The organism is Pseudoalteromonas aliena SW19 (assembly GCF_014905615.1).
Classification (GTDB): Bacteria; Pseudomonadota; Gammaproteobacteria; order Enterobacterales; family Alteromonadaceae; genus Pseudoalteromonas; species Pseudoalteromonas aliena.
In genome coordinates this window covers 808,927-828,151 of sequence record NZ_AQGU01000025.1, presented here as the reverse complement: position 1 = coordinate 828,151, position 19,225 = coordinate 808,927, and the positions used below count along the sequence as shown (strand labels likewise).

General features: G+C 36.9%; 18 protein-coding genes and 1 pseudogene. 9 read left to right on the top strand and 10 right to left on the bottom strand.

Annotation, left to right across the window (positions count from 1 at the left end):
* Nucleotide 1: 1 nt before the first annotated feature.
* Complete coding sequence (locus tag PALI_RS09200) at nt 2–442, top strand: hypothetical protein (protein WP_182701381.1); 441 nt, start codon at nt 2–4, stop codon at nt 440–442.
* A gap of 92 nt (nt 443–534) precedes the next feature.
* Entirely contained in the window at nt 535–975 is a 441-nt protein-coding gene (gene msrB / locus PALI_RS09195) for a peptide-methionine (R)-S-oxide reductase MsrB (RefSeq protein WP_182701382.1), read from the top strand.
* Between the two features lie 5 nt (nt 976–980).
* Here msrB and PALI_RS09190 read toward each other — a convergent pair whose 3' ends face one another.
* Nucleotides 981–2,636, bottom strand: a complete 1,656-nt coding sequence (locus PALI_RS09190; RefSeq protein ID WP_193155654.1) for a tetratricopeptide repeat-containing response regulator — start codon at nt 2,634–2,636, stop codon at nt 981–983.
* A 344-nt stretch (nt 2,637–2,980) separates the two neighbouring features.
* Here PALI_RS09190 and PALI_RS09185 point away from each other — a divergent pair, with 344 nt between their 5' ends.
* Complete coding sequence (locus PALI_RS09185) at nt 2,981–3,430, top strand: methyltransferase family protein (RefSeq protein ID WP_193155653.1); 450 nt, start codon at nt 2,981–2,983, stop codon at nt 3,428–3,430.
* A gap of 93 nt (nt 3,431–3,523) precedes the next feature.
* Here the strand turns inward: PALI_RS09185 and queC are convergent, their stop codons facing one another.
* Nucleotides 3,524–4,180 carry a 7-cyano-7-deazaguanine synthase QueC gene (gene queC, locus PALI_RS09180; RefSeq protein ID WP_007583902.1) on the bottom strand — a complete coding sequence of 219 codons (657 nt, stop codon included), beginning with the start codon at nt 4,178–4,180 and terminating at the stop codon, nt 3,524–3,526.
* A gap of 145 nt (nt 4,181–4,325) precedes the next feature.
* Between queC and queE the strand changes: the two genes are divergently transcribed.
* On the top strand, nt 4,326–4,991 hold the full coding sequence (gene queE / locus PALI_RS09175; RefSeq protein ID WP_024591014.1) for a 7-carboxy-7-deazaguanine synthase QueE: 666 nt from the start codon (nt 4,326–4,328) through the stop codon (nt 4,989–4,991).
* A gap of 144 nt (nt 4,992–5,135) precedes the next feature.
* Nucleotides 5,136–5,879: a class I SAM-dependent DNA methyltransferase gene (locus tag PALI_RS09170; RefSeq protein WP_193155652.1), complete on the top strand. Its 744-nt coding sequence runs from the start codon at nt 5,136–5,138 to the stop codon at nt 5,877–5,879.
* A gap of 350 nt (nt 5,880–6,229) precedes the next feature.
* On the opposite strand, the gene PALI_RS09165 is transcribed toward PALI_RS09170, so the two are convergent.
* From PALI_RS09165 to PALI_RS09150, 4 genes are all read right to left on the bottom strand, one after another.
* Nucleotides 6,230–7,423, bottom strand: coding sequence for an IS4 family transposase (locus tag PALI_RS09165; RefSeq protein WP_193155120.1), 1,194 nt, complete (start codon nt 7,421–7,423; stop codon nt 6,230–6,232).
* Between the two features lie 272 nt (nt 7,424–7,695).
* The gene (locus PALI_RS09160) at nt 7,696–8,319 is read right to left on the bottom strand and encodes a hypothetical protein (protein WP_193155651.1); all 624 of its coding nucleotides are present in this window, start codon (nt 8,317–8,319) and stop codon (nt 7,696–7,698) included.
* Nucleotides 8,320–8,325: 6 nt separating this feature from the next.
* Nucleotides 8,326–8,898, bottom strand: coding sequence for an STM4504/CBY_0614 family protein (locus tag PALI_RS20330; RefSeq protein ID WP_404935933.1), 573 nt, complete (start codon nt 8,896–8,898; stop codon nt 8,326–8,328).
* A gap of 11 nt (nt 8,899–8,909) precedes the next feature.
* Nucleotides 8,910–9,296: an AbiJ-NTD4 domain-containing protein gene (locus PALI_RS09150; RefSeq protein WP_193155649.1), complete on the bottom strand. Its 387-nt coding sequence runs from the start codon at nt 9,294–9,296 to the stop codon at nt 8,910–8,912.
* 340 nt (nt 9,297–9,636) lie between these two features.
* On the opposite strand from PALI_RS09150, the gene PALI_RS09145 reads away from it, so the two are divergent.
* From PALI_RS09145 to PALI_RS09130, 4 genes and pseudogenes are all read left to right on the top strand, one after another.
* Nucleotides 9,637–10,830 (top strand): IS4 family transposase, encoded by a 1,194-nt coding sequence (locus tag PALI_RS09145; protein ID WP_193154469.1) that lies wholly within the window; start codon nt 9,637–9,639, stop codon nt 10,828–10,830.
* A gap of 404 nt (nt 10,831–11,234) precedes the next feature.
* A pseudogene (locus tag PALI_RS09140) lies at nt 11,235–11,618 on the top strand (GNAT family N-acetyltransferase); the annotation flags it as partial.
* A gap of 544 nt (nt 11,619–12,162) precedes the next feature.
* On the top strand, nt 12,163–13,233 hold the full coding sequence (locus PALI_RS09135; protein ID WP_077538313.1) for a hypothetical protein: 1,071 nt from the start codon (nt 12,163–12,165) through the stop codon (nt 13,231–13,233).
* A gap of 298 nt (nt 13,234–13,531) precedes the next feature.
* Entirely contained in the window at nt 13,532–14,599 is a 1,068-nt protein-coding gene (locus PALI_RS09130) for a hypothetical protein (protein ID WP_193155648.1), read from the top strand.
* A 67-nt stretch (nt 14,600–14,666) separates the two neighbouring features.
* Here PALI_RS09130 and ttcA read toward each other — a convergent pair whose 3' ends face one another.
* The 4 genes from ttcA to PALI_RS09110 form a co-directional block, all read right to left on the bottom strand.
* Nucleotides 14,667–15,581: a tRNA 2-thiocytidine(32) synthetase TtcA gene (ttcA, locus tag PALI_RS09125; RefSeq protein ID WP_193155647.1), complete on the bottom strand. Its 915-nt coding sequence runs from the start codon at nt 15,579–15,581 to the stop codon at nt 14,667–14,669.
* Between the two features lie 177 nt (nt 15,582–15,758).
* Nucleotides 15,759–16,691 (bottom strand): universal stress protein UspE, encoded by a 933-nt coding sequence (gene uspE, locus PALI_RS09120; RefSeq protein ID WP_138584747.1) that lies wholly within the window; start codon nt 16,689–16,691, stop codon nt 15,759–15,761.
* A gap of 196 nt (nt 16,692–16,887) precedes the next feature.
* Nucleotides 16,888–18,039, bottom strand: a complete 1,152-nt coding sequence (locus PALI_RS09115) for a right-handed parallel beta-helix repeat-containing protein (RefSeq protein WP_193155646.1) — start codon at nt 18,037–18,039, stop codon at nt 16,888–16,890.
* Nucleotides 18,040–18,451: 412 nt separating this feature from the next.
* Nucleotides 18,452–19,189 (bottom strand): FNR family transcription factor, encoded by a 738-nt coding sequence (locus tag PALI_RS09110; RefSeq protein ID WP_193155645.1) that lies wholly within the window; start codon nt 19,187–19,189, stop codon nt 18,452–18,454.
* Nucleotides 19,190–19,225 lie beyond the last annotated feature (36 nt).

The window sequence follows — 19,225 nt, the reverse complement described above, 5'->3', positions numbered from 1 at the left end:
TGTGGACGCTGTAAATAAAACAATAGCGATAACGATTTCGCTAATAGGATTAGTGCTTATTATTTTAACGATTAGCACTGAGCTTTTAGAGTTTATGTGGTTTAAAGTACTATTTGGCTTATGGATATTTATTTTTTGTTCAAGTATTTATAGGCTCACACCGCTTTTTAAATCGAGAAACCGTTTAGAGCATTTTATCCAACGAGATGCGCAACATTTATTACTCTTTAGTTTGATGGGATTTTTTGATAAAAAACACGGCCCCAACTGGTTGGTTATTAAAAGCATCGAACGCATAACCAGCAAAGACGATGAGCTGACGATCTACAGCAACAACGAGCGCCAATTGTGCGTAAGTCTACCTGTAAAAAAAGCACAGTTAGATAGTTTTATTAAACGAATACTTACCGATTCAGAAAAGCAAACCATTACCTTTGATTAGGCTGATCTCCACTCTAATCAATAACGTAATACTTAACGATATTTTTTATAAATTTAAAAAGTACCGCTAATTAACGATTCAATGAGGTCATTATGTTGAAGTGGAATGATGTTATTAACTTTGCCAATAACGGCAATCCTACACCAAGTAAAAAAGTGATTAAAACGGACGCTCAGTGGCGTGAGCAATTATCAGAGAATGCGTACTACGTAACACGTAATAAAGGCACAGAGCGTCCGCATAGCTCAGCTAGTTGCACATTGTTAGAGCCAGGTAAATACGCGTGTGTTTGTTGCGATAATCTACTTTTTGATGCTGATGAAAAATTTGACAGTGGTACGGGCTGGCCTTCGTTTACACAACCCGCCACAATTGAAGCGATTGGTTATGTGAGTGATATAAGCCATGGCATGGAGCGAATTGAAGTTGTTTGCAACGTGTGTGATGCACATTTGGGGCATATTTTTCCTGATGGCCCATTGCCTACAGGTTTGCGATACTGCGTAAATGCAGCATCAATGAAAAAGCTTTAACGTTGTTACTTTTGTGATTTAGTGTCTGTTTCAAGTTCTAATTTCATTTCTTTTGCAATATCCAAAATTTTATCTAAACGCTGCATCTGCTCTGCTGGTAGCTGAGTTTTACTAAGCAGGGCGTAGCATTTTTTTGCAAGCTCAAGGTTAAATGATCGGCCCAGTTGTTTATTTGAATCAAGTAAGCATTGTAATAAATTAAGTGCAATGCTGGGATTGCGAGGCATGACCCTAAATGCCTGCGTAAACGCCTCTAAAGCAGTATTTAACTGCCCTCTATTAAATTGATTAACCGCATGATTGTTTAGCTCTTTTGGCCCTATTTTTATATCACGGCGTTCACTTTGTTGTTGTTGGATGTACCGTAAATAAGTGATATCTTCTTGATTAGGGTGTTGCTCACAATGATTAATTATTTGAGTGAAAAGTGTTTGGGCTTTTTGGTGAAAACCTAACTCATGAAATGCTTTTGCTTTATCAAGCGCACTATCAACTGAGCCAATAATAACGTCGTCATCATCAAGTTGCTCGATGAGTTTTTTTGCTTTTTGATGTTCATCTTTTAAATAATGCAATCGGGCATTAAGCACATCAATTTGAGCTTGATTACTGCTATTAGGAAATAGCTTTTTTAAATCATTGATATATTGATTTGTTTGCCTAGAAATTCGTTGTATTTGGTCCGTTTGATCCGTTGTTAGAGCAAAATCAATGCCTGCACGTGCTGCATTGAGATAGATACTAGGGTGGTCGTGTATAGAGTATTTTGCGTAGCTTGCTATATCTTTTTGAGTTAAATAATTGGTTTCGTAATCGTGATTAATTAACGACACATTACTTAACGATTTTTGGCGCGAAATGTTACGCGGAGCAATTTTAACGGCTTGACTTAAAAACTCTTGTGCTAATTCAAATTGATTAAGTTTTATTTCTAATTGGCCTAACAAGTCTAAAGCAACTAAGCGTGTTTCTTGCCGCTCCAACATAGTTTTGAGCATACGCTGGGCAAGAATGTGCTCATTATTAGCTATAAGCGCCTCGACTAAACCAACTTTCGCCCAAGCAAACTTTTGAATGTTAAGTACTGATTTAAAAAAATCTTTAGCTTCTTGTTTACTGTTTAAGCGAAGCAGTGCATCCCCTTTTAATCGTAATAAAATAGGGCTGTAGCTATTATTTTCTTTATTTAAAATAGTATCTATATATGTAATTGCTTTTGGATCGTTACCATCATCGATCAAAGTATAAATAGTTTGTAAATCGTGTTTACGCTTTAAAACACGCTCTATTCGTACTTTTAATTCTTGTACTGTAAATGGTTTTACTAAAAAGTCATCGGGTTGCAACTCAAGTACACTATGCACCAGTGAGCCAGTTGTTTCTGCAGAAATAAAAATGAATCCAGTCGAATTTTTTATTAAGCGTTTTACCCTAAGCTCTTCATAAAGCTGATAGCCATCTTGTTGTTTACTTAAATTGAACGAGCAAACAATTAGATCAAACTCTTCACTTAAGCATTGCTCTTTTGCTGATTTTGCATGATCGGCAAAGCGCAATTGTTGAAAGCCAAGTCTTTCTAACGACTGTTTCATATAGCTTTGAGCAAGCGGCTGCTCTTCGACTATAAGTATTTTGGCTTTTGAATAGATCTTAGTTGGCATTGGCTTAAGCGTTATTACATTTAACACTGACTATAATCAACAGTTTAACTGCTTACAAGGAATAGCTGTATTTATTAGGTACTTAATTTTAACTAATACATTTATATGGCAGTAAAAAAGAAAATTAGATGAGTGATGTGTAGTGTGTTGTTTTATTGAGACTAAGTTAATTTAAAAGCGACTTAAGCGATAACTAATACGTGGAGTTCTGCACCAGTTAAGTTAAGGTGTTGCTGAATTTCTTTTAGCTAATTAGCGTTCATCATTTATACACTTAAGATATTGTTTAATGGCTGCATAGCCACCATATAATAAACATACTTTTGTCAATACAGTGAGTTGCCATGTTAAATAATAAAATTCCACCGGTTATTGTTGTGCTGTTTTTTGCAGGCATAATGGCGCTTATTGCGCATTACAGTGTTATTGATTTCACCGCATTTATTACCTACTTAGCGGCAAGTTTAGTCATTATTGGGTGTGCGTTTTGTATTGCGGGTGTGGCGAGTTTTAAAATAGCAAATACCACGGTAAACCCTAATAAACCTGAACAAGCGTCAAAACTTATTACGAGCGGTATTTATAAAATCTCTCGTAATCCAATGTATGTGGGTTTTGCATTTATTTTAACGGGGTGGGGTATTTGGTTAGGCTCGTTGTGGGCAATGCTTTGTATTGTTGGATTTATTGCGTATTTAACGCTTTTTCAAATAATTCCAGAGGAACGCGCGCTCACTAAATTATTTGGCGAAGAGTTTACCGCCTATAAAGCGCGTGTAAAACGCTGGTTGTAATCAATACCAGTCACTTAAAACCTGACAAACAAAAAAGGCTATCGATGATAGCCTTTTTTATTTGCAGCAATTACATTACTAATTAATTGCGGCTTATTCGTATTCTAACGGATCTGTAATGTTATTTAGTGCAAATGCTTCAAGGCGTTCTTGGCACGCGCCACATTTACCACAGGCCTTTTCACGGCCGTTATAACAGGTCCACGTTTGGCTGTAATCTAAACCCATTTCAATACCGTCGGTTAAAATACCAATTTTAGTATTATTTAAATACGGGCTAAAAATTTCTACCGCGTCGTAGTTCGCAATACGACACACATCATCCATTTTTTGCACAAATTCAGGACGGCAGTCAGGGTAAATAGCATGATCCCCAGAGTGAGCGCCGTAATAAACTTGGCCAGCTTTAAGTGATACCGCGTAACCAACAGCAAGCGAGAGCAAAATCATATTACGATTAGGTACAATCGTACTTTTCATGCTCTCTTCTTCGTAGTGGCCTTCAGGCACATCAATATCATCAGTAAGTGATGAGCCACCAATAAGTTGGTTAATCGCCGAAATATCAACAATTTTGTGCGGCACGTTTAGTTTCTCACACACACTTGCTGCCACTTTAAGCTCTTTTACATGACGCTGCCCATAGTCAAATGAAAGGGCATATACATCATGGCCTTGTTGCAGGGCTTTATTTAATACGGTAAATGAATCCATACCGCCGGAATAAATAACAACTACTTTTTGCGTCATATCTGTTTTGCTCTTAGTTTTAATAGAGGTTTATATCAGGGCGCGATATACTACACGGCCGCAGCTTAAATAACAATTTTTGCACAGCGCTTTTTGGTTTTTTAATAGTAGCAATTTGGCTGCTAGGTAGTAAGTGAGATCTCTTTTGTACAAAATTAATGAAGTGTTTGAAACCATTCAAGGTGAAGCTAGCTTTACTGGCACACCCTCAATATTTTTACGCCTGCAAGGCTGCCCTGTAGGTTGCTCTTGGTGCGACACTAAGCAAACGTGGGATGTTGATAATGTATATAAAGTATCGCTGGATGAAACCGTAGAAAAAAAAGCCGACTCAGATCATTGGGCTAACGCCAGTGCAGAGCAAATTTTAGCCTTGTTTCAATCGCGTGGGTATACCGCAAAGCATGTTGTAATTACCGGCGGCGAGCCATGCATGTTTGATTTAAATCCAGTCTGTAACTTATTACACGAACACGGGTTTAGCACACAAATAGAAACCAGCGGCACGTTTGAAATACTCGCACCAGAGCAAACATGGGTAACGGTATCGCCAAAAATTAATATGCGCGGCGGTTACGAAGTACTTACCAGCGCGATGAAGCGTGCAAACGAGATTAAACACCCCGTTGCTATGCAAAAGCACGTAGAAGAGCTAGAAGAATTATTTGCTAAAACAGGCGTTAACCCAAAGCTTGTTTATTTACAGCCAATTAGCCAAAAAGTATCAGCAACTAAACTCGCAATCGACACCTGTATTGCTAAAAACTGGCGCCTATCAATACAAGTGCATAAGTATTTAGGAATTAGTTAAAGCGCAGCTTAAAGTTATATTACGTAGGTCGGATAAGCGAAGCGCCATCCGACAACCCTAAAGCTCATATCTTCTTCGCTAATAGTCATAATTAGTTTACTATGCGCGACTTAAAAATATTCTACTACTTACCACTAGGCCTATATGTCCGCAAACGCGCTTTACACAGACCTTTCTGATTACTACGACTTAATGTGCGCAGATATAGATTATCAAGCCCAGAGCAATTCTATTCACAGGCTGCACCAAATTTTTGGTAATAGCGGAAATATCCATCTCGATTTAGCCTGTGGTACAGGTCCGCATGTACGCCACTTTATTGATAACGGCTATCAAAGTAGTGGGCTTGATATTAATCAGCCAATGCTTGATAAAGCAAAAATTCGTTGCCCAGAAGCACAATTTTCATTGCAAAACATGAGTGAATTTAAAGTCACCAAGCACGTGGATTTAATTACCTGCTTTTTGTATTCAATCCATTACTGCGATGGCATTAATAAGTTAAAAGAGTGCCTTGCCAGTGTACATAATGCATTAAACGTGGGTGGAATATTTTGTTTTAACACGGTTGATAAAAACAAAATCGACAGCGATTCATTTGTAGAGCACACCGCAACAAGCGAAAATAGCTTCTTCACATTTCGCTCAGGTTGGCACTACAGTGGCAGCGGTAGCAAACAGTTATTAAAACTCAGCATAGAAAAAACCACCGCAGACAAAACACTCGTATGGCACGACGAGCACCCAATGGTTGCTTTTAGTTATACCGAGCTTAAAGAAGCCCTAAAGCCGTACTTCGAAATCCAGATATTTGAACATGACTACGACAAAATAACCCTATGGGCAGAGCGCTCAGGCAACGCCATTTTTGTCTGCGTAAAAATTTAAGACAAACGCGTAGGTTGGGTAGAGCGTAGCGAAACCCAACGAACCTCCAATACCCACACCCAATAACCCCGCATTATATATTTGAAAACGTAGGTCGGATAAGCGAAGCGCCATCCGACACAGTAACTTATTTGAGTTTCGGCGAATATAAACAGCTAATTAATTATGATGTATGAAGTCAAGATTTGACCCTGACGAATCCCCACAATTTGATACTATAAATCAATAAAGTAGCTTAAAAAACAGTTGAAGTGCACAGCCAATTTTGATCTTATATGTTTTTTCCGACCAAAGAAATTACAGAAACCAAAGGGGTCAAATCCTGAGGGATCCCCACAATTGCTAATGAGCTACAAGCACTCACGGCAATCCTTATTTAATTGCTTGAGTGCTTCTAAAAAAGTTTTCAGTTTTATTTTATAACCAAATTTTTCGAAGTATTGCGTCCCCAAACTAAAGCTAGACAGCACGTTTCTATCCTTTATCGTATTCGCCTGAAAGCTTCTATGCACATTCAATATTTTTGCCGTTAAACCTGCTAGCCAAAGGATAAAATTAGCAATTAATGCAATCAATAATGCGATATTCAAGCGGCCTTTTTCATAGCTACGACAATGACGTAAGTTCAAACCATTACTCGTGTTTTTTAAGTCTCGAAAGGACTCTTCTATCTGCATTCGCTGGCTGTAAATTTTAACCATATCTTGCGCTGAATAATTAATATTGCACAGTGAGGTAAATAATAACCATGGCTCCGTGGCGCCTTTAGCATGTTTCAAGCTTACGCTGCAGCGAATCGTTTTTCCTCGAAGATTTTTCTTTTTTCTTTGTTTAGGCTTTGATTTAAACAAGTAAAAGTGACCACTCAATGAATTGGCTTTAGCGAGTTGTGTTTCAAATAGATAAGCGGGTTTTGCTGTCGCTTTAGAATAAAGTGTTTTTACTGGTGACCAACACGTATCATCTTCTGGCTTTTGATATTGTGTTTGATGCCTCACTCTGCCTAAAAAATCCCAACCAAATTTAAGCACTAATTTAAACCAAGGGTTACGAAATCCTGCATCGGTAACGATGATCGGCTTGCAATCAGAAGGTAATATTGATTTAAGTGTTTTGAGGAAATCCTTATGCACGCTTTGCTTCATGTATTCACATTCACGAAAGCTTTGCTCATAGATTGTCATTGCTCGACCTTTAACTGGCACTGCTGCTCGTAATAAATGAAACTCGCCACAAGGTGTTAACCCAGACCAATCAATCGTCACACATGGGCGTCTAATTTGACCTATAACGCGGCGAGTAATTTCTTGGTAATAATGGTAGCGAGAATGCTGGACGCGAGGGTTGCCAAATAACCTATCTATTCGTTTAATATTGTGTTTAACCTTCGCGTTGCTCTTTAATTTTCGCCCTAAAGCAGCAATGGATAAGAACTTATGTTGGCAGAGTGTTTCTACAGCTTTCATTAATGTGCAGTGGTTACGCTTATCAATAATACCCGCTGTGTTAGAAAAAGTTTTATGTAATAATTTACCCAAGTGCATAGTCGATTTACTCTGTAATTTCTTTGGTCGGAAAAAACATATAAGATCAAAATTGGCTGTGCACTTCAACTGTTTTTTAAGCTACTTTATTGATTTATAGTATCAAATTGTGGGGATTCGTCAGGATTTGACCCCTCTGGTTTCTCTGGTTTATAGAAAAGCCCCGAGTAGAACTAAAATAAAAATCACCATAATCTATCTTCCTTATATAGATATTATATTGAATATAAGATTGTTGAATTCAGCAAGTGAATTGTAAACAAAAAGTAAATTTAGCTCTTAGTACCGTCTGAACTTTTATTTAAATTTTCTACAACTTCTCTATAATGTTGCTCTTTCAACTTTTTACGTTCTTCTAACTCTATTTTTTTCTTAGGCAATATTTCACTTGGATCGCAATACACTGATGCTTCTGAAGGAGGTAGTCCAGCCAAAATTCTCAGCTTACTTGCTAATTCTAATGCTTGAATTCCTAATTCAGTATAATGAAAATGCCGAGCATCGAACCCTCTATCATAAGTTGGTAGATCATCATACTCAAATGCTGCTGATATTATTTCATTCGCATTTTCTATTTTATTCGGAAAGTTTAAAGTCTCATACATCAATTTGTGCGGTAGTGATTTCCATTCTACATCTAACTTATAAGGTTCAAAGCTTGGTGGTTCAACTTGTACAATCGCATAGCCGTTTTTATCATATTGACCACATACAGTTCCGTTATCATTAATTACATCTATGCAGCCATATACAAAACGATCAAGCTCACATACGACCCGAATAGAAAGGTACTCATATTCTTTTTTACGTTTTAAGTGTTGAAGATACCAATCTTTAAATATCCCTAAAACAAAACCAAGACAAACACCTATTAACCCATATGTGGCTTTATCCATAAATTCTTAAATCCTTTCAATAATTGCTAAATTTTTTTCTGACTCTATTAGGAACAATATTGTTGAAGCAGTCATATGCAGCGTGAACGATGCTAATGAAGTGGGAATATCTACAGTCTGTAAACCAGCCCCATGAGGACCATTTTTGTTTCTTATAGTTGGTATACTACTTTCAAGCAATGTTCTTAAAGAAGTCAATTGAGATTGTAAATAATCTGGAAATAACTTATTTTCAAAGCATATTTTAATTAAACCACTAGCACTTGCTCTTGTCTTAGCTTTCCTTTCAGAAGAATCAGTTGCATTTTCAGCTGAATCATAAAGCCAACCTTGTTTATGAATGATAACTTTCATTACACTTTCAAAAGCATTATTGCACTCTATAATAGCAGTGCTATTTTCACCTTTTCTGTATGCTTCATGAGCCTTTAGAAACTCAGCTTCTGCACCTTCATAATCTTTTAGGTTGAGTAACCTTAAAGCTGGTACAACTGCTTCTGCGTGTATGATCTCAGAATCAATTCGGATAATTTCATTATTTAAGAATTGGTAACCTACCGCATTTTCTTTGAGTCGAATATTTAACTCATTTATGGCTTTTCAACTTCATCTTTATTGAATCTATCGTGAAAACTATTTATCCCTCTAAAAATCAGCTCAATAACGTCAAGGTTCTGATTTATTCTTTGGGCTTTAGTAAAAAAATTTATTATTGCTAAACTTGGTTTATCTTTGGTCAATAAATTATTATGTGGAAGTTCAAATACGCCCATTTCTCGACACAAAATATTATGAAAGTGTCCATATATTTGGTACACATGACCATTATCCCAATTTTCATAGTTACCGATCACATCATTCCAAATATGAATAATTTGATTTTTCAATTTATCAGGCAAGTAGTCATATTGGTAAACATCAACTTGATCGCCATTTAATCTAGCTTGTCGTTTAGAGTAAGTTTCATAGGTACTCATTTAAATTCCCTCTTAAATTAACTTTTTAAAGACTTAATATTACACCAGTCATGTTTTTTCTTGCCGCCAGAATATGTAACAGCTAGCTTATTATCAAGTAATTGATTTGAAAGTGATACACCATCTAAGAATACATCAGCCACTATTACTTTAGCTTCTCTTAGCTTTTGAACTGTGAATTGCTTTGCTTTTCAAATAAATCCTAAGGGTCAAATCCTGACGAATCCCCACAATTTGATACTATAAATCAATAAAGTAGCTTAAAAAACAGTTGAAGTGCACAGCCAATTTTGATCTTATATGTTTTTTCCGACCAAAGAAATTACAGAGTAAATCGACTATGCACTTGGGTAAATTATTACATAAAACTTTTTCTAACACAGCGGGTATTATTGATAAGCGTAACCACTGCACATTAATGAAAGCTGTAGAAACACTCTGCCAACATAAGTTCTTATCCATTGCTGCTTTAGGGCGAAAATTAAAGAGCAACGCGAAGGTTAAACACAATATTAAACGAATAGATAGGTTATTTGGCAACCCTCGCGTCCTGCATTCTCGCTACCATTATTACCAAGAAATTACTCGCCGCGTTATAGGTCAAATTAGACGCCCATGCGTGACGATTGATTGGTCAGGGTTAACACCTTGTGGCGAGTTTCATTTATTACGAGCAGCAGTGCCAGTTAAAGGTCGAGCAATGACAATCTATGAGCAAAGCTTTCGTGAATGTGAATACATGAAGCAAAGCGTGCATAAGGATTTCCTCAAAACACTTAAATCAATATTACCTTCTGATTGCAAGCCGATCATCGTTACCGATGCAGGATTTCGTAACCCTTGGTTTAAATTAGTGCTTAAATTTGGTTGGGATTTTTTAGGCAGAGTGAGGCATCAAACACAATATCAAAAGCCAGAAGATGATACGTGTTGGTCACCAGTAAAAACACTTTATTCTAAAGCGACAGCAAAACCCGCTTATCTATTTGAAACACAACTCGCTAAAGCCAATTCATTGAGTGGTCACTTTTACTTGTTTAAATCAAAGCCTAAACAAAGAAAAAAGAAAAATCTTCGAGGAAAAACGATTCGCTGCAGCGTAAGCTTGAAACATGCTAAAGGCGCCACGGAGCCATGGTTATTATTTACCTCACTGTGCAATATTAATTATTCAGCGCAAGATATGGTTAAAATTTACAGCCAGCGAATGCAGATAGAAGAGTCCTTTCGAGACTTAAAAAACACGAGTAATGGTTTGAACTTACGTCATTGTCGTAGCTATGAAAAAGGCCGCTTGAATATCGCATTATTGATTGCATTAATTGCTAATTTTATCCTTTGGCTAGCAGGTTTAACGGCAAAAATATTGAATGTGCATAGAAGCTTTCAGGCGAATACGATAAAGGATAGAAACGTGCTGTCTAGCTTTAGTTTGGGGACGCAATACTTCGAAAAATTTGGTTATAAAATAAAACTGAAAACTTTTTTAGAAGCACTCAAGCAATTAAATAAGGATTGCCGTGAGTGCTTGTAGCTCATTAGCAATTGTGGGGATCCCTCAGGGTCAAATCTTGACTCCGTACATCAAAATTATGGAACGCCTACTTATCCCTCGCTCATGCTTTTACTTAATCAAACTTTAAGTAAGTAACATAAAAAAAGCGTTGCCCTAGAGTAATACTTTTCTGTATCTTTTAATAAATAAAAGGTTATTCAGCCGTTAAATGAGTTTGGGGCTACTTAAGAGTGAGCTGTAGTCTTAAACTTACAACTATAAAAATTAATACTCACAAGGAAGAACACTTGCATATTCAAATTACAGAACAGATTAAATTAGCTCCTTTAGTGGAAAGCGATGCTGCGGATATATTAAGGGTTGTTAATTTAAGTAGAGCAAGTTTAGGGCAGTTTTTGCCTTGAGTAGAGGATGTAAATAATTTTGAGTCGACTAAAAAATATGTATCTGACAGAGTAAACAGCGGGCTTAATGGTTCGCGGTGGTTTAAGATTTATTTTAAAGATAATCTGAGTGGTGTTTTTGCTGTTAAGTCTATTTGTCCTGAGCTGAATATAGCGGAACTTGGTTACTGGTTAGGTAGTGATACACAAGGAAATGGTATTATCAGTCAAGTAATCGCCAGAGTGCCAAACATACTCAAAAATACAAGCGCTAAAGTCATTGAGTTTAGATGTTTAGAACAAAATGTAGCTAGCATTAACATTGCTTTAAAATCAGGTGCAAGTTTAGTGGATACGATCCCCGACTTTGCATTTGCTAACAATACCATGCAGCAGCTCAACATATATCGGGTCGGGTTGTGACTGTTGTTATCACGTCTTTAATGTGCTAAATGCAGCCTTTAAAAGACCTCAAAAAATAAACTTCCCCAAAACGGCGGCTTAAAGTGGGTTACTGTGCCACTACACTCATACAAGCCTTGCCTTATTAGTTAACTGGATAATAAATCTATCTCGAGCAGCTATTTTCAGCGCTAACTGCGTTGAATTTACTTGCAATAGGCCCGCTATTGACGCGTAAATTCGCCTTGTTTTCACTGAAAATCTCTGGCTAGAGAAAATAAATTTAAATATCACCATTGTTCAATACGTTAGTAAATCTCTTAACCAAAGTTCAGGTTAGTTACTGATACTTCCTCGTTATAATTTCAAATACCACAACGATATTTTTTTAATTACTTGTTTATAAGTGAATTTAATTTTAGAACAAGTTAAATGATAATAAATTGTTGCAATTTTGTTGTTTAATCCTAATACTGATGAATGTGTGAACTAACACGTTTGCGCAGGTTATACACGAATACCTTAAATAATAAAAAACACTGAACACACAACATTAAGGAATGGTATGAACAATAAAAAGCGCACATTAGGGCTAATAAAAGCCAGCCATTTACTTGGCGCAGGACTGGCTATGCTTATGAGCTTTTCTGCCGCGAGTAAAGACTACAAAATTGTACTTATTCATGGTTTACAGGTATCACAAATAGTGAATAAGTCGGGGAGTGATGTTGTTAATGATGGTGAAACATATTGGCAATCATATTGGAATAGCCGTGCGGATGAGCGAATTGATTGGCCCGCTTATGAAAGGGTGGAAGGAAAGATAGCCACTGATTGGGTGTGGCCTAAATTAAAGCAAATGTCACAGTCTAACTTGTGTGAGCAAGGTTGTGTGTTTGTAACCCATTCAACAGGGGATTTAATTGCTCGCCATATTATAGATAACCAAGAAAACTGGCTGGAAAATGCAGGTTTAAAACCACTTAATATTGTTGCTACGTTCGATTTAGCAGGTGCTGGTGGCGGAAGTGAATTGGCTGATGTTGCTGTAAGTGCATTAACTGGGGCATCATGGAACTTTGCGGTTGATGCTGCACTCAAATGGTGGCTTGGGGGCGAGGTTACTGAAGCTGTAGGTGTTCTACACGATTTAAAAGTAAATAATGCGCGTAAAATTTCACCGTTTCCAGATGCACGCACACCGCGTTTACGTTTTGTTGCCGACGGAAATGCTTATTTGGGTTTAACGGGTGGTTTTTTAAAAGGAAATGATGATTCGGTTGTTGCATCGCATTCATCGTGTGGCGCGAGTGCTGCAAAATCGTTTGGTAGCTGCAGTGGTAATATTGATACAGATGGTCATTTAAAGTCACAAGGAAATGCTGTGACTAGTTTTATGCCGAATCACTACCCAATAATGATGAGTAAAAGCTACAATCATAGCGAAATTCATAATGCGCAACGAAAAGGCAATGTAACCATTGCGATGAATAATGTAAATGTAGAAGACAACAATATAGGCTTTAAGACATTTGATAAAACAACGGGGAGTTGGTTTTGGAAAAAAGAGTACCGTTACGTCAAGGATTCAAATAACGTGAGTGCATCAGCGCTTATTTATAACGTGATCCCGTGATTTACTCTCAATTTTATTAAGTTTATTTTAACGAGTTAAATGGCTCAATAATATTGTTTAACGTTTTATTGAGCTTTTATCTGATGAGCACACACTAATTATAAAAGCAAAAAAGTGTGTGATTAAAGATAATACCAATTTGCAATAATACGTAATCAACTTGAGGGATTAAACCAGGTGCTAACGGCGTTAAAAATTTGCCTTGTTATCGACACGGTTTGCTTACCTCAAAATAAATTATTTAATTAAGCGAATTGGTACAAAGCCTCATGTTTTATAAAGGATAAAGACATAAACGATGAAAAAATTTTATGCGATAGCTTTAATTGTTAGCGTTACTTTATTTGCGCTGTGGTTTACGAATAAAAATGAGTCTAATAAGTCGGTTGAACATACTACGTTACCGGTAAAAAAAATGCAAAGTACGCTTGATACACAGCCAGTTAAAGTTATTCCTATCGATTTACCTAAAAATAAAAAGCCAGCTCAAGCGTCAAAACAACACGTTATTTTTGATGATAATTTATCGCAAGCAGCTGATCTGGTAGCAATGCAATACGAAAATGCGCTAAAGTTTCCTCCATACTCTCAGCCGATAAGCGCTTTGGATGAAGACCGCTTAAAACCAAATCAGTTTTACCCTGTATCGAGTCCTATTGATGAAAGCGGCGCAGCGCTTACCGTTAGTCTTAAACAGTATCGCTTTACATACCCACAAGACATAGTTGTCAATGTAAATGCACAGAGGTTAGGCAAGGTAGTGGTTGAACTTTCCAATACCGATACGAAAGAAGTAATTAGTACGCACAAAGGCAGTGCACGTGAAGGCGAAGCAATTATAACGTTTAAGGGGGAGGAAAGTTACCCTCGAAATATACAACTGTTTGTTCAAGCAGATATTGCGGGTAAAAAAGTCCCTGCTGTGGCTGAAATTCAATACATGGCACCAAGCGCAACGTTAACAGGCTTTAATAAAGCGTATGCACAGAATGATAATATGATTGTGCCTGCTAATTTAAACGTTATAAAAAGTGGTTTATACCGTGTTCGAGCTAATTTATATGATGGGAATACGCCGCTTGCCCATTTGGTTGCAAAAGAGCGTCTGACTGAAGGTAATCAATTACTTGATTTAAAATCGCATTGGTCAGTGTTACCGCAAGGTATAACAAGTATGCGCCTAAGCGATTTTGTCATCGAAAGAATGTCGCCAAGCCCAGGCGAGAAAAATAGTTTTGGCAGCAGTGAAATTAGCTATTTTGAGATCACTGACTTTGCTTATGATAGTTTGCAGCAATTACCATATCAGGTAAATGCACAAGAAAAATTAAGTTTAGAGTTTTTACAAGGTTTAGCACAGGGGTAAAATAAAGAGTAAGCTCGAGTTGGCAAATATTACGGGTTTGTATATCCATACAAACCCGTAACGATAGCTAGCTTAGATTGATAGTTACTACGTCAGGAACTTTTGGTTCATCAAATTCGCTATTAACAGGGACTTTAGGAATATCGGGTTTATCAAGGGCAATATCGCCACCGTCAATAACGTCGCCTGTTTGTAAGTTTTTAAAATCAAATAGTTCGGCATCAGCTAAATGCGAAGGCACTACATTTTGCATCGCGGTAAAAATACTCTCGATACGACCTGGATGATCGGCATCCCATTTAGCAAGCATTGCTTTTGTGTGTTTACGCTGTAGGTTTTCTTGTGAGCCACATAAATTACACGGAATAATAGGGTAGCCTTGTGCAAATGCGTATTGAGCTATATCGGTTTCTCTACAGTATGCAAGTGGGCGAATAACCATGTGCTCGCCATTATCGCTCATCAGTTTAGCCGGCATACTTTTTAGCTTACCGCCGTAAAACATGTTTAAAAATAGGGTTTCAATCATATCGTCGCGATGATGGCCAAGCGCAATTTTAGTCGCGCCTAATTCTTTTGCTGTGCGGTATAAAATACCACGACGTAAGCGAGAGCAAAGTGAACAGGTTGTTTTACCTTCAGGAATAATATCGGTAACAATACTGTAGGTATCTTCTTCTACAATTTTGTATTCAACATTTAGTTTATCAAGATACTGGGGTAAAACATGCTCAGGAAAGCCTGGTTGCTTTTGATCAAGGTTTACAACAACAAGATCAAACTTTATCGGTGCCACACGTTTTAAATGCTGGAGCATTTCAAGCATTGTGTAGCTGTCTTTACCGCCAGAAAGGCATACCATTATACGGTCGCCTTCTTCAATCATATTGAAGTCCATAACGGCTTGACCAGTTTGGCGACGTAAACGCTTTTGCAGCTTATTTAAGTTAAATTGAGCTTTAGCTTGATCTGAATGTGACAATTACGCCCCCTAGTAAAACAACACAGCAAAGTTATTTGCTAAAAATAAAGGGGCGTATTATACCCAAACCACCTGAATATGCGAGTTTAGGGTGTAATTAAAAAAGAAATTAAACAAGGTATTTTTAGCAAGTAGCATGCGGGTTGTTACCTGCTAAAAGGTTTATGCAGTTTGGTATTAATCCCGCTTTTTTGCCATCGGGCTCACGTAACCATCGGGTTTTAGTGCAAGTACATCGCAATCTAAGCTATCAATTACATGCTCTGCGGTGTTACCTACAAGCGCTGCGCTTAAACCCGTGCGGCCAACAGTGCCAATAACGACTAACTCGCTATTTAATCGCTTAGCTACATCAGGAATTACATCCTCAGGTAAGCCTTCTTCAATAAAACATTGTTCTTGGCGTAAATTAAACTCAGCGGCAAGCTCATTGGTTGAATCAATATGGTGTTTTTTAACTGACTCATTATAAAGCCCTGGATTAAACTCAGGAATTTCAATGGCTATATTAATTGGGGTTGCAGGGTAGGCGTTAACTAAATTGAGCTTGGCATTGGCGAGTTCACATAGAAATTGCGCATCTTTAATAATGCGTTTGTTAAGCGCCATATGCTGCTCGTTTTCACTAACAGCATTTACAGCTGCCAAAATATTACCGTGTGCAGGCCATGCCATTTCTTTCACAAACAATACAGGAGTAGGGCATTTCCGCACTAAGTGCCAGTCAGTAGGAGTAAAAATAACCGACTTAAGTGCGCCATGTTGATGTGTGCTTTTTATAACGAGATCATATTGCTGCTCAATAACAGTGTTGATAATGGCTTCGTAAGGGCGATTATGCCACACAACTTGGGTTTCAATATCAAGGTCTTGATAAGGAGAGACCAGATCGTTTAGCCATAGTTCACGGTCTTTAATAACGGCTTTTCGCATTGCTTCACGTTCATCTCCTGAGAGCATTGTCGTCATCTCGTAAGAAAAATCGTAAACGGTCATAAAAGCGGTAATACTTGCGCCAGATTTTTTAGCTAAGTCGATTGAACGCGCCAAACCATGTTGGTCGTCTTTGGTAGGGTCGATTATCGCAATAATGCGTTTAATAGTGTCCATATGCTACTCCATTTACTGAACAGGTGTATTTTAGTGTAACTTAAATACAAGACAGTTAAAGGAATAGCATAAAAATTGTTGTTCTAAATCAAGAAATTTTTTATCCAAGGTTATTAAAAATTAATAACCTAAAATGGCTATAAAACAGACTGAAAGTTAATTTAAACCAAAATCAATCACGAAAGGTCAACACGCTCTAATCACTTTTAGGTGTGAGTAATGTATTATTTTTCTCGATAAATCCACTCGTTTTTTTCACAAAGTTTACTTCTGGGAGTAAGTTATAAGTATTGTTCTTAATTGTAGAAAATACATAGCTTTTCCCACCACGAGAGAATAAGTTAATTAGATCCCAGTATTTTTTTTCAGGGTAAACAGTCATATCAATATTGAGAAAGTGATTATTATTGATATAAATACCTCTGACGTATTTATCGTCAATGAGCTCATTTGTGACATCAGACTGTATTCTGATCCCCCCTTTAGAACGTATAATACTGTTGTGCGTAAAATATATATTTCCCCAATTAAATGGTGTTGTCACGCTGCTTGGCTTATTTGGGTACGCATTGAGTATAAATTTATCTGTATCTACAAACGTATTCGCAATTATTTTAACATCGGAATAATAGGTCAGCTCAATTGCAGTCCCTTTGGTATTTTTAAATGTATTATATTTTATTAGCCCCTTTGACACTGGCTTTACGGAAGCAAATTTTAAAGAGCCTTTTAAACCTTCAAAAATATTATTTTCAACAGTAATATCATGCGTACCACCAAAGTTATTATTCCAAGGGTGAGTGGTGGTAACTTGCGTGATATTTTCAAAGTAATTATTGGTAATTTTGACTCTAAAAGAATTAATTGGCGCATCATAAGAAGATAAATGAGAAGAGGTCGCTCTGATTGCGGCATCCCCAAAGTTAAAAAACTGATTATCACGTACCGATATATCAGAAGAACCAGCAAAGAGTATGCCTTGCTCACCCCACACATAATTAACAGTGTCTTTTGTTAACCCTTCAAAGGTGAAGCCTTCAATAGTGATAAAGCGCGAGTTATAAAAAGCTAAAATATATTCACCGTCAAATTTTTCACACTTTCTTAGTACTACCCCTTTTTGCGCAGAAATAACGATATTATTAATATTTCTAAAAATGATGGCTGAGCAAATATCATAAATACCTGGTTGCTCTATCACTAACTCGCTATTTTCCGCAGTGTTTAAAATTAACTCTTTTAATACTTGGGAGTCATCAATATTATCATCAGGTAACATTGAACTTGATGCTTGACTACTGAAGATACTTAAAGAGAAGATAAACAGGAAATATAAAATATTAGGCATAGGTTATTCCTTTTATATTGTTAATAAATAGAAGTTTATAACTATGATAAGGATTGCAATATGACTAATACCAAACTGCATAAATCGTTGATCAATTTAACGAATTAAATTGCACTATAACGTCGTTAAAAATTTTTATTTAGAACAACTAAATACAAAAATTTTTGCCTGTTCTAGCGTAATTTTCTTAACATTAAATAGACCCCATATATAAGCAGATTGGTATAAATGAAAACGCACTGTAAGGATAATTACACTGAATTAGATCGCAGTTTTCATATCGTTAAATAGTTTTCATACTTATACTGATTTGTATAAGTTCACTTCTAAAGTATTAGTTGAGGGGAAGTGTAATTGCAATAATTACACTCTAATTACGAATAAAGTGCTGATTTTTAGGGGGAGGTATTTATTAACAAGGCTTTACTATTGCGGCTGTTTTAGCGAGTGCATTATTGTCTAAAATAGTAATGAACTTGCCTTCTACTTTTATTAAGTCGGCTTTTTGAAAACGACTCAGTAAACGGCTTATAGTTTCAACGGTTAGACCTAAATAGTTACCAATCTCTCCGCGTGTCATGGTAAATCTAAATTCTTTACGCGAAAAACCACGCTCACCAAAACGCTCTGACAAGTTATAAATGAAACTAGCTAAGCGTTCCTCTGCTGATTTTTTATTGAGTAATAGCAGCATTTCTTGATCGTATGTAATCTCACTGCTCATTAAGCGCATTATTTGTTGGCGTAGTTTTGGTAATTTACCTGATAGCTCATCGAGGGTATCAAATGGGATTTCGCACACCATTGATGTTTCTAATGCTTGTGAAAAGCTTGGGTGTGTCATTTTATTTATTGCATCAAAGCCAACAAGATCGCCCGCGAGGTGAAAGCCAGTAATTTGCTCATCGCCTTGCTCTGATAATGTATATGATTTGAATGAACCAGAGCGCACTGCATAAATAGCCTTTAAAGATGCACCAGATTCAAATAAATAGTCGCCTTTGTGAAGTGGTTTCTTTCGTTCAATGATTTCGTCAAGCTTATCCATTTCTTGGCCATTAAGTGAGAATGGCAAACACAATTGACTGATACTGCAATTATTACAGCTAATAGCACAATTACCTTTAGCGCGACTTTGAGAGAAATCCATAATTTAATCCGTTTTAATTTTTATTCACGACGTTGT

Excerpts from the sequence above, each read along its gene's own strand:
- msrB (WP_182701382.1), top strand. The coding sequence starts at position 535 with ATGTTGAAGTGGAATGATGTTATTAACTTTGCCAATAACGGCAATCCT.
- PALI_RS09190 (WP_193155654.1), bottom strand. The coding sequence starts at position 2,636 with ATGCCAACTAAGATCTATTCAAAAGCCAAAATACTTATAGTCGAAGAG.
- PALI_RS09185 (WP_193155653.1), top strand. The coding sequence starts at position 2,981 with ATGTTAAATAATAAAATTCCACCGGTTATTGTTGTGCTGTTTTTTGCA.
- queC (WP_007583902.1), bottom strand. The coding sequence starts at position 4,180 with ATGACGCAAAAAGTAGTTGTTATTTATTCCGGCGGTATGGATTCATTT.
- PALI_RS09170 (WP_193155652.1), top strand. The coding sequence starts at position 5,136 with ATGTCCGCAAACGCGCTTTACACAGACCTTTCTGATTACTACGACTTA.
- PALI_RS09165 (WP_193155120.1), bottom strand. The coding sequence starts at position 7,423 with ATGCACTTGGGTAAATTATTACATAAAACTTTTTCTAACACAGCGGGT.
- PALI_RS09160 (WP_193155651.1), bottom strand. The coding sequence starts at position 8,319 with ATGGATAAAGCCACATATGGGTTAATAGGTGTTTGTCTTGGTTTTGTT.
- PALI_RS09150 (WP_193155649.1), bottom strand. The coding sequence starts at position 9,296 with ATGAGTACCTATGAAACTTACTCTAAACGACAAGCTAGATTAAATGGC.
- PALI_RS09145 (WP_193154469.1), top strand. The coding sequence starts at position 9,637 with ATGCACTTGGGTAAATTATTACATAAAACTTTTTCTAACACAGCGGGT.
- PALI_RS09135 (WP_077538313.1), top strand. The coding sequence starts at position 12,163 with ATGAACAATAAAAAGCGCACATTAGGGCTAATAAAAGCCAGCCATTTA.
- PALI_RS09130 (WP_193155648.1), top strand. The coding sequence starts at position 13,532 with ATGAAAAAATTTTATGCGATAGCTTTAATTGTTAGCGTTACTTTATTT.
- uspE (WP_138584747.1), bottom strand. The coding sequence starts at position 16,691 with ATGGACACTATTAAACGCATTATTGCGATAATCGACCCTACCAAAGAC.
- PALI_RS09115 (WP_193155646.1), bottom strand. The coding sequence starts at position 18,039 with ATGCCTAATATTTTATATTTCCTGTTTATCTTCTCTTTAAGTATCTTC.
- PALI_RS09110 (WP_193155645.1), bottom strand. The coding sequence starts at position 19,189 with ATGGATTTCTCTCAAAGTCGCGCTAAAGGTAATTGTGCTATTAGCTGT.